Here is an 8,166-nt window from a genome sequence, read left to right on the forward strand (position 1 = left end):
GTCCCGCTTGAGACTGGCGACCGGCCTGCTATAGGCAGCGTCGATGGCACGTCTTGCCCAGCTTCCCGGCGAACTCAAACGCCGATTCTTCGCCTTGCCGCGCTGGGCGCGCGCGCTTGCCTATGTCGCGGGCGCGCTGGCGGCGCTGGGGTTCGTCGCGCTGCTTGCCGTGTACCTGGTTTTCGCGCGCGGGCTTCCCGATGCCGCTCAGCTCGCCGAGTATGAACCGCCGCTGCCGAGCCATGTGCGGGCCGCCGACGGGACACCGTTCAACAGCTTTGCCCGCGAGCGCCGCATCTTTCTCGATTACGAGCAAACACCGAGGCAACTTGTCGGCGCGTTCGTCTCCGCCGAGGACAAGACCTTTTTCACGCACCCCGGCATCGATCTGCCCGGCATCTTCCAGGCCGCGATCACCAACATCAAGGCAATGGGCACCGGCAAGCGCCCGGTCGGCGCGTCCACGATCACCCAGCAGGTGGCGAAGAACCTGCTGCTGACGAACGAGGTGAGCTACGTGCGCAAGGTGAAGGAGATATTCCTCGCCCGGCGTATCGAGCAGGCGCTGACGAAGCCTGAGATCATCGAGCTTTACCTCAACCAGATCTTCCTCGGCCGCAGCGCGTACGGCGTGCAGGCGGCTTCGTTCGCCTATTTCAACAAGCCGGCCGAAGAGCTTTCGCTTTCGCAGACAGCATTTCTGGCCGTGCTTCCGAAGGCGCCTTCGAACTACAACCCATCCACCGAGAGGGGACGCGCGCGCGCGCTCGACCGCCGCAACTGGGTGCTCGGCCAGATGGCCGATAACGGCTACATCACCGCTGCACAGGCGCGCGCCGCGCAGGCCGAACCGATTGTCGTCGTCAATCGCGCAGAAATCCCGCGCGACCGCACCGGCGCGTATTTCATCGAGGATATCCGCCGCGAACTCGTCGAGAAGTACGGCGAAGAGGGCGAGTACGGCATCTACACCGGCGGCCTGTGGATACGATCGACGATCGATCCGGTGATGCAGCGCGCCGCTGAAACGGCGCTGCGCGACGGGCTCGTGAAGTATGATCGCCCGCGTGGATGGCGGGGCGTGACCGACAAGATCGACCTGGGCGAAGGCTGGCCTCAGCGGCTGCGCGCGGTCAACCTGCCGGTGGGCTACGATGACTGGCGCGCGGCGGTGGTGCTGGAAAAAGCCGGCGGGATGATCTCGCTGGGTTTCGAGGACGGCACGAACGGCCGCATGTCCTCGCAGAACGCATCGCTTCCCGTGCGCGGGGTCGGTGTACCCGCATTTCAGCGGCTGGCGCCCGGCGATGTCATTCCGGTGAAGCGCCTGTCGGGCGACGACTACACGCTGCGCCAGATTCCCGACGTCGGCGGCGGCATGGTGGTGATGGACGTCGCGACCGGCCGCGTGCTGGCGATGGTCGGCGGCTTCGATGCCCGCCGGTCGCAATACAACCGCGCAACGCAGGCCATGCGGCAGCCGGGATCGGCGATCAAGCCGTTCGTCTATGCCGCCGCGCTCGACAACGGCTACACGCCCGCTTCGGTGATCGTGGATGCGCCTTACTGCGTTTTCCAGACGCGCTCGCTCGGCACCAAATGCTTCCGCAACTTCTCGGGCGGCTATGCGGGTCCGCAGACGATGCGCTGGGGCCTGGAGCAATCCCGCAACCTGATGACGGTTCGCCTTGCCTACAACACGGGCATGGACAAGGTCGTCGGGACGATCGACCAGATGGGCATCGCCAAGCTGGCGCCGGTGCTTTCTATGTCGCTGGGCGCGGGCGAGACCACGGTGATGAAGCTGACGAGCGCCTACGCAATGCTCGCAAACGGCGGCAAGCGGCAGTCTCCGGTGCTTTACGATCTTATACAGGACCGGAACGGCCGCACGATTTACCGCGCCGATGCCCGCGACTGCGCGGCTTGCAACACGCCCGAATGGGACGGCGACGCGATGCCGCGCCCGGCGGACGCCCGCCCGCAGGCGATGGACGCCAAGACCGCCTATCAGGTCGTGCACATGCTGGAAGGCGTCGTTCAGCGCGGCACGGCGGTGGTGCTGCGCGACCTGAACCGGCCCATGTTCGGCAAGACGGGGACGACGAACGGCCCGACCAACGTGTGGTTCGTGGGCGGCACCGCAGATATCGTGGCGGGGCTCTACATCGGCTTCGACGAGCCGCAGAACATGGGCGGTTACGCGCAGGGCGGCACGCTCGCCGCGCCCGTCTTCAAGCAGTTCGCCGTCGCGGCGCTGAAGGACGCGCCGAAGCGACCGTTCGAAATCTCGCCGGGCGTGCGGATGGTGCGCATCGATCGGCGTTCGGGCAAGCGCGTGTACGGCGGCTGGCAGGTCGATACCGATCCGCGGGCAGCGGTGATCTGGGAGGCTTTCAAGCCCGAAAGTGAACCGCGCCGCGTGGCCGCCGCCTACGATCCGTTCGCCAAACGGGAAATCGTGCGCTCTGACAGCGACTTCTTGCAATCCACCGGCGGCATTTACTAAAAGCCGCCCTCTCAACCGACAGGAACAGAACAATGCGCGCCGAAGCGCTCAACCATATCGACCGGATCAAGCAGGCGCTGGCCCTGCTGAGGAGGTTTCTTTGACTGGGATGTCGCTCTTAAACGGCTCGATGAACTAAACGCCGAGGCCGAGAATCCCGAACTCTGGAACGATCCCAGGGCCGCGCAGAAGATGATGCAGGAACGCCGCCGCCTCGATGAGGCGATCGCGGCGACACGCAGCATCCAGACCGAACTGGACGACACGGTCGAACTGATCGAGATGGCGGAGGCGGAGGGCGACGAAGACCTCGTGACCGACGGCGTGGCAGCGCTCGAGGCGCTCGCGAACCGTGCCGACACCGACAAGGTCGCCGCGCTGCTTTCGGGCGAGGCCGACGCCAACGACACCTATATCGAGATCAACGCCGGCGCCGGCGGCACCGAGAGCCAGGACTGGGCTTCGATGCTGCAGCGCATGTACCAGCGCTGGGCGGAACGTCGCGGCTGCAAGGTTGAACTCGTCGACTATCACGGCGGCGAGCAGGCGGGGATCAAATCCGCAACGCTGATGGTGAAGGGCGAAAACGCTTACGGCTATGCCAAGACCGAGAGCGGCGTACACCGGCTCGTTCGAATCAGCCCTTACGACAGCGCGGCGCGGCGGCACACCAGCTTCGCCAGCGTATGGGTCTATCCGGTGGTGGACGACGACATCGCCATCGAGATCAACGAGAGCGATCTGAAGATCGACACCTACCGCGCATCTGGTGCGGGCGGGCAGCATGTCAACACGACCGACAGCGCCGTGCGCATCACGCATGTGCCCACGGGCATCATCGTGGCGTGCCAGAACCAGCGCAGCCAGCACAAGAACCGTGCCGAAGCGATGAAACAGCTGAAGGCGCGCATGTATGAAGCCGAGTTGCAGAAGCGCGAGGCCGAAGCGAGCGCGATCAATGCCACGAAGACCGATATCGGCTGGGGCCACCAGATCCGAAGCTACGTGCTGCAGCCCTATCAGCAGGTGAAGGATCTGCGCACCGGGATCGTCAACACCAGCCCCGACGATGTGCTGGACGGCGATCTCGACGCGTTCATGGCGGCCGCACTCGCGCAGCGCGTGACGGGCGAAAAGGTGGTCGTTTCCGACGACGACTAGGGTGTGCGGGGGTTCAGCCCAGGACGGGCTGCAAACGGCGGCTTTCTGCGCTTCCGGTGCTCACGTACCTTTAGTACGCTCCGCTCCGGTTCTCGAAATCCACCATTTTCGCTCCGCCCTGAACTGAATCCCCACGCACCCTACGAGAGATACCTGTCGAGCCCTGCGTTCATGTCGGCGATCAGGTCTTGGGCATCTTCAAGGCCGCAGTGGATGCGGAGCATGGGGCCGTCTGTCTGCCAGCGGGTGGCGGTGCGGAGGGGCTGCACCGGCAGCACGAGACTTTCATAGCCGCCGAACGAGAAGCCCATGCCGAAATGGCGCAGACCGTCGACGCAGGCGGCGAGGGCTTTGCGGTCGCCGGGTTTCAGAACGATCGCGAACAGGCTGGCGTAGCCGCTGAAATCACGCTTCCAGAGCGCGTGGCCGGGATCGCCGGGCAGGGCGGGACAGATCACGCGATCGACGGCGGGGTGGTTGCTGAGCACTTCGGCAAGCGCGAGCGCGGTCTTGCCGTGGCGTTCCATGCGGACGGCGAGTGTGCGCAGGCCGCGCAGCGCGAGGGCGCTGTCGTCGGGCGCTGCGGTCTGGCCGAGGCGAAGCGCGGTGTTGCGGAAAGTCGGCCATGCGTCGGGGGCGGCTGTCACCGAACCCATCATCGCATCGCTGTGGCCGACGACGTATTTGGTGAGCGACTGCACCGAAAGATCGACGCCGCGGCGGATCGCGGGGAACAGGAGGGGGGTCGCCCATGTGTTGTCGAGGATGGTGAGCACGCCGCGTGCGCGGGCGAGCGCGGCGATGGCGGGCACGTCCTGCACTTCGAAGGTCAGCGAGCCGGGGCTTTCCAGATAGATGACGCGCGTGTTCGGGCGGATCAGCGCGGCGATGTCCGCGCAGATGAGGGGGTTGTAGAACTCCGTCTCGATGCCGCTGCGCGCGAGGATCGCCTTCGCCATCGCGCGGGTCGGCTCGTAGACGTTGTCCGCCATCAGCACGTGGTCGCCCGTCGATGTCGATGCGATCAGCGCGGCGGCTATGGCGGCGACGCCCGAGGGGAACAGATGCGTTCCCGCCGCGCCGGGTTCCATTTCGGTCAGCGCCTCGGCGAGCGACCACTGCGTCGGCGTGCCGCGCCTGCCGTAGTAGAGGCCCGCATCGGGGTTGCGCGAGGCCGCTTCATAGGCGTCCAGCGTCTCGAACAGGCACGTCGAGGCGCGGTAGACCGGCGGGTTTACGACGCCGTGCGTCCATTCCGGGCGGCGTCCGGCGTGGACGAGCTTCGTGGCGGGGGCGTCTTCGCCGGCGCTCACGCCGCTCCGGTCACGACCGGCGTATCCGCCTCGCCGCCCCACTCGGCCCACGAGCCATCGTAAAGCGCCGTTTTCCCGGCACCGAGCAGGTGCAGGCCGAACGACAGAACGGCAGCGGTGACGCCCGAGCCGCATGTGGTGACAACGGGCTGATCCGGATCGACGCCGACGTCACGGAACGCGCCGCGCAGCGCCTCTCCCTGCTTGTAGGTGCCGTCTTCGTTGAAAAGCTCGGTGTAGGGCAGGTTGAACGAGCCCGGAATGTGGCCGGGGCGCACGCCCGGGCGGCTTTCCGGCTCCTCGCCGCGGAAGCGCGCCGCGCCGCGCGCGTCGACAACCTGCTCGGCCTTCGTTTTCAGATTGTCTTTCATCTGCGCGAGGTCGCGGACCTGCGCCTTGTCCCGCCATACCGTGAAGTGACGGTGGCGCACGACCGGCTTGCCCGATTCCATCGCGCGGCCTTCGGCCTTCCACTTGGCGAGGCCGCCGTCGAGGATCGCGACTTCATGCGCGCCGAACAGGTTCAGCAGCCACCACGCGCGCGCCGAAGAGCGCAGCGGCGAATTGTCGTAAACGACGATGCGGCTGCCGTCGCCGAGCCCGATCGCCTGCATGCGGCTGGCGAACTTTTCGGCGCTGGGCACCGTGTTGGGCAGGCTGGAGCCGGTATCGGAAAGCTCGCCGAGGTCCATGAACACGGCGCCCGGGATGTGCCCGGCTTCGAACTCGGCGCGGGCATCGCGCGCATCAAGGAAGTAGGAGGCATCGACGATGCGCAGATCGTTTGCGCCAAGCTCTTTCGCGAGCCATTCCGTCGTTACCAGCGAATCCATGCGTTGCTCCTTGAACCTGTGTCTCAATCCGCATCCTGAATAGTCGGATGCCCCGATATTGCCAATGGCAAGTCGGGGCTCTAACGCGAAACCCATGGAAACGACGCATCTCGGCAAGATGAGCGCGCTTCCGGCCTCTCCCGACGCCGCGAAGCTCGACTATGTGCCCAACCCCCGGCCCGAAAGCCGCTATCTCGTGCGCTTCGCCGCGCCCGAGTTCACATCGCTGTGCCCGGTGACGGGGCAGCCGGATTTCGCGCACCTCGTGATCGATTACGTGCCCGGCGCGCGCATCGTGGAATCGAAGTCGCTGAAGCTGTTCCTTGGGAGTTTCCGCAACCATGCGGCGTTCCACGAGGATTGCACCGTCGGCATCGGCGAGCGGCTGTTCCGCGAGATGGCGCCGCTCTGGCTGCGCATCGGCGGTTACTGGTATCCGCGCGGAGGCATCCCGATCGACGTGTTCTGGCAATCGGGCGCGCCGCCTGCGGACGTCTGGGTGCCGGATCAGGGCGTCGCGGGATACCGGGGACGGGGATAGACCGGACCCTTGCCGAATAGGGTTTCTGCGCCGATAGGTACGGAATTCCGGCGCTGTCGCGCCCGGATACCCCCCGAAGTTGATGAAGTTGAGAGATGCTCGCACGTGATCGCGCGCGCGGGCATGGGCGCGCTTGCGTGCGGGATCGGTTTTGTCATTCCGGCCTCCCGCTGTTTTTCTCATGAGCAAATTCCATGGGCGAACGCGTGTTGCCGTTCGTGCCAAGTCTTTCATGTGAAACCCTATTTTGGAAGGGGCTCCCGTCTTCCGCTCAGGGGATGCCGATCAGCTTGTGCGTTTGCAGCGACAGGCGCCATTTCGGATGGGTGAGGCAGTAGTCCGTCGCGGCGGCGATGTTTTCCGCCTGCGCGGGGCCGTCCATGGGTTGCAGGAAGAAGTTGCGGAAATCGAGCGCCTCGAACATCTCCGGGCTGTTGTTCGGCTGCGGGTAGACGAGCTTCAGTTCGTCGCCCGATGTTTGCACCAGCGCGGCGTCGGCCTTGGGGCTGACGCAGACCCAGTCGATCCCGGCGGGCGCGGGGAGCGTGCCATTGGTTTCGAGGGCGATCGAGAAGCCGCGCGCATGGAGCGCGTCGATCAGTGCGGGGTCGATCTGCAGCAGCGGCTCGCCGCCCGTGCAGACGACGAGGCGGTGGGCCGCGCCTGTGCCCCACGCCGCCGCGACGGCATCGGCGAGTGCTTCGGCGTCGCTGAACTTGCCGCCGCCGGGGCCGTCGGTGCCGACGAAATCGGTGTCGCAGAAGGTGCAGATCGCTTTTTCCCGGTCCCGTTCAAGGCCCGACCAGAGGTTGCAGCCCGCAAAGCGCAGGAACACGGCGCGGCGTCCGGTCTGCGCGCCCTCGCCCTGGAGGGTGAGGAACAGCTCTTTGACGGCGTAGGTCACGGCGCGGCGTAGGCGGTGGGATCGGGGAGGCCTGCCTCCTCGAAACCCTTGCGGCGAAGACGGCAGGCGTCGCAGCGGCCGCAGTGGAGCGGCGTGCCGTCCGCGTCTGCTGCGGGGTCGTAGCACGTCCACGTTCCGGCGATATCGACGCCGAGCCGGGTCGCCTCCCGCGCGATCCCGGCCTTGTCGAGATCGATGAGCGGCGTGTGCACCTTGAAGCGTTCGCCCTCGCTGCCCGCCTTGGTGGCGGTCGCCGCCAGCGCCTCGAACGCCGCGATGAACGCGGGGCGGCAATCGGGATAGCCCGAATAATCGAGCGCGTTGACGCCGATGAAGATGTCCCGCGCGCCCAGCGCCTCGGCCCACGCCAGCGCCACCGACAGAAACACGGTGTTGCGCGCCGGAACATAGGTCGGCGGCACGACGCCGCTGTCGATCGGCCCGTCGCCCTTGGGCACGGCGATGTCGGCCGTGAGCGCCGATCCTCCGAAGGCACGCAGATCGAGCGGCAGAACGATGTGCCGCACCGCATAAACCGCCGCCGCGCGCCGCGCCGCCTCCAGCTCCACGCGGTGGCGCTGGTTGTAATCGACGGTGAGCGCGTGAACGGCATAGCCCCCGGCGCGCGCGATGGCGGCGCAGGTAACGGAATCGAGTCCCCCGGACAGGAGAACGATGGCAGGCGTTGTGGACATTCCGGCGCGATACCTGCTGCGCGGCGCGGGAACAAGCCGGGCCAGCAATCGCAAAAGAAAAAGGCCGCCGGATACGACCGGGCGGCCTTTGATAAATCAGTCGGCTGGAAATCCAGCTAGGTGTTTGATCCCAGGCTTTGATGGTGCATTATTCAGCCAGCAATGGAAGGATGCGCTATGGGACAGATACTCCATGGGAGCGCCACAACG

At 66.2% G+C, this 8,166-nt stretch carries 8 protein-coding genes; 4 read left to right on the forward strand and 4 right to left on the reverse strand.

The features are described 5' to 3' along the window. Positions 1 to 43 precede the first annotated feature (43 nt). Complete coding sequence (locus GGQ98_RS16305) at positions 44 to 2,509, forward strand: penicillin-binding protein 1A (protein ID WP_184071429.1); 2,466 nt, start codon at positions 44 to 46, stop codon at positions 2,507 to 2,509. Between the two features lie 32 nt (positions 2,510 to 2,541). Further along, positions 2,542 to 3,670, forward strand: a protein-coding gene (prfB, locus tag GGQ98_RS16310) for a peptide chain release factor 2 (protein ID WP_184071431.1) whose coding sequence is annotated in 2 segments (ribosomal slippage) — positions 2,542 to 2,610 and positions 2,612 to 3,670 — 1,128 coding nt in all. Because the reading frame shifts where the segments join, the coding sequence is not laid out codon by codon here. A 140-nt stretch (positions 3,671 to 3,810) separates the two neighbouring features. Here the strand turns inward: prfB and metC are convergent. Both metC and sseA read right to left on the reverse strand, forming a co-directional pair. Continuing rightward, complete coding sequence (gene metC / locus GGQ98_RS16315) at positions 3,811 to 4,983, reverse strand: cystathionine beta-lyase (RefSeq protein ID WP_184071433.1); 1,173 nt, start codon at positions 4,981 to 4,983, stop codon at positions 3,811 to 3,813. Next, the gene (gene sseA / locus GGQ98_RS16320) at positions 4,980 to 5,816 is read right to left on the reverse strand and encodes a 3-mercaptopyruvate sulfurtransferase (protein ID WP_184071434.1); all 837 of its coding nucleotides are present in this window, start codon (positions 5,814 to 5,816) and stop codon (positions 4,980 to 4,982) included. The genes metC and sseA overlap by 4 nt, the downstream gene beginning before the upstream one ends. A gap of 94 nt (positions 5,817 to 5,910) precedes the next feature. Between sseA and queF the strand changes: the two genes are divergently transcribed. Beyond that, on the forward strand, positions 5,911 to 6,357 hold the full coding sequence (queF, locus tag GGQ98_RS16325; RefSeq protein ID WP_184071436.1) for a preQ(1) synthase: 447 nt from the start codon (positions 5,911 to 5,913) through the stop codon (positions 6,355 to 6,357). A gap of 271 nt (positions 6,358 to 6,628) precedes the next feature. Here queF and queE read toward each other — a convergent pair whose 3' ends face one another. Together queE and queC are read right to left on the reverse strand one after the other, a co-directional pair. After that, positions 6,629 to 7,261 (reverse strand): 7-carboxy-7-deazaguanine synthase, encoded by a 633-nt coding sequence (queE, locus tag GGQ98_RS16330; protein WP_184071438.1) that lies wholly within the window; start codon positions 7,259 to 7,261, stop codon positions 6,629 to 6,631. After that, the gene (gene queC, locus GGQ98_RS16335; RefSeq protein ID WP_184071440.1) at positions 7,258 to 7,956 is read right to left on the reverse strand and encodes a 7-cyano-7-deazaguanine synthase QueC; all 699 of its coding nucleotides are present in this window, start codon (positions 7,954 to 7,956) and stop codon (positions 7,258 to 7,260) included. The genes queE and queC overlap by 4 nt, the downstream gene beginning before the upstream one ends. On the opposite strand from queC, the gene GGQ98_RS18185 reads away from it, so the two are divergent. Further along, on the forward strand, positions 7,937 to 8,166 hold a 230-nt coding region (locus GGQ98_RS18185; RefSeq protein ID WP_207791456.1), incomplete at its 3' end, for a hypothetical protein. The genes queC and GGQ98_RS18185 overlap by 20 nt on opposite strands.

Source organism: Sphingosinicella soli, from assembly GCF_014199685.1.
In the GTDB taxonomy this organism is placed as follows: Bacteria; Pseudomonadota; Alphaproteobacteria; order Sphingomonadales; family Sphingomonadaceae; genus Sphingosinicella; species Sphingosinicella soli.

Coding starts and splice junctions, on each gene's coding strand:
- sseA (WP_184071434.1), bottom strand. CDS start 5,816: ATGGATTCGCTGGTAACGACGGAATGGCTCGCGAAAGAGCTTGGCGCA.
- GGQ98_RS16305 (WP_184071429.1), top strand. CDS start 44: ATGGCACGTCTTGCCCAGCTTCCCGGCGAACTCAAACGCCGATTCTTC.
- queF (WP_184071436.1), top strand. CDS start 5,911: ATGGAAACGACGCATCTCGGCAAGATGAGCGCGCTTCCGGCCTCTCCC.
- queC (WP_184071440.1), bottom strand. CDS start 7,956: ATGTCCACAACGCCTGCCATCGTTCTCCTGTCCGGGGGACTCGATTCC.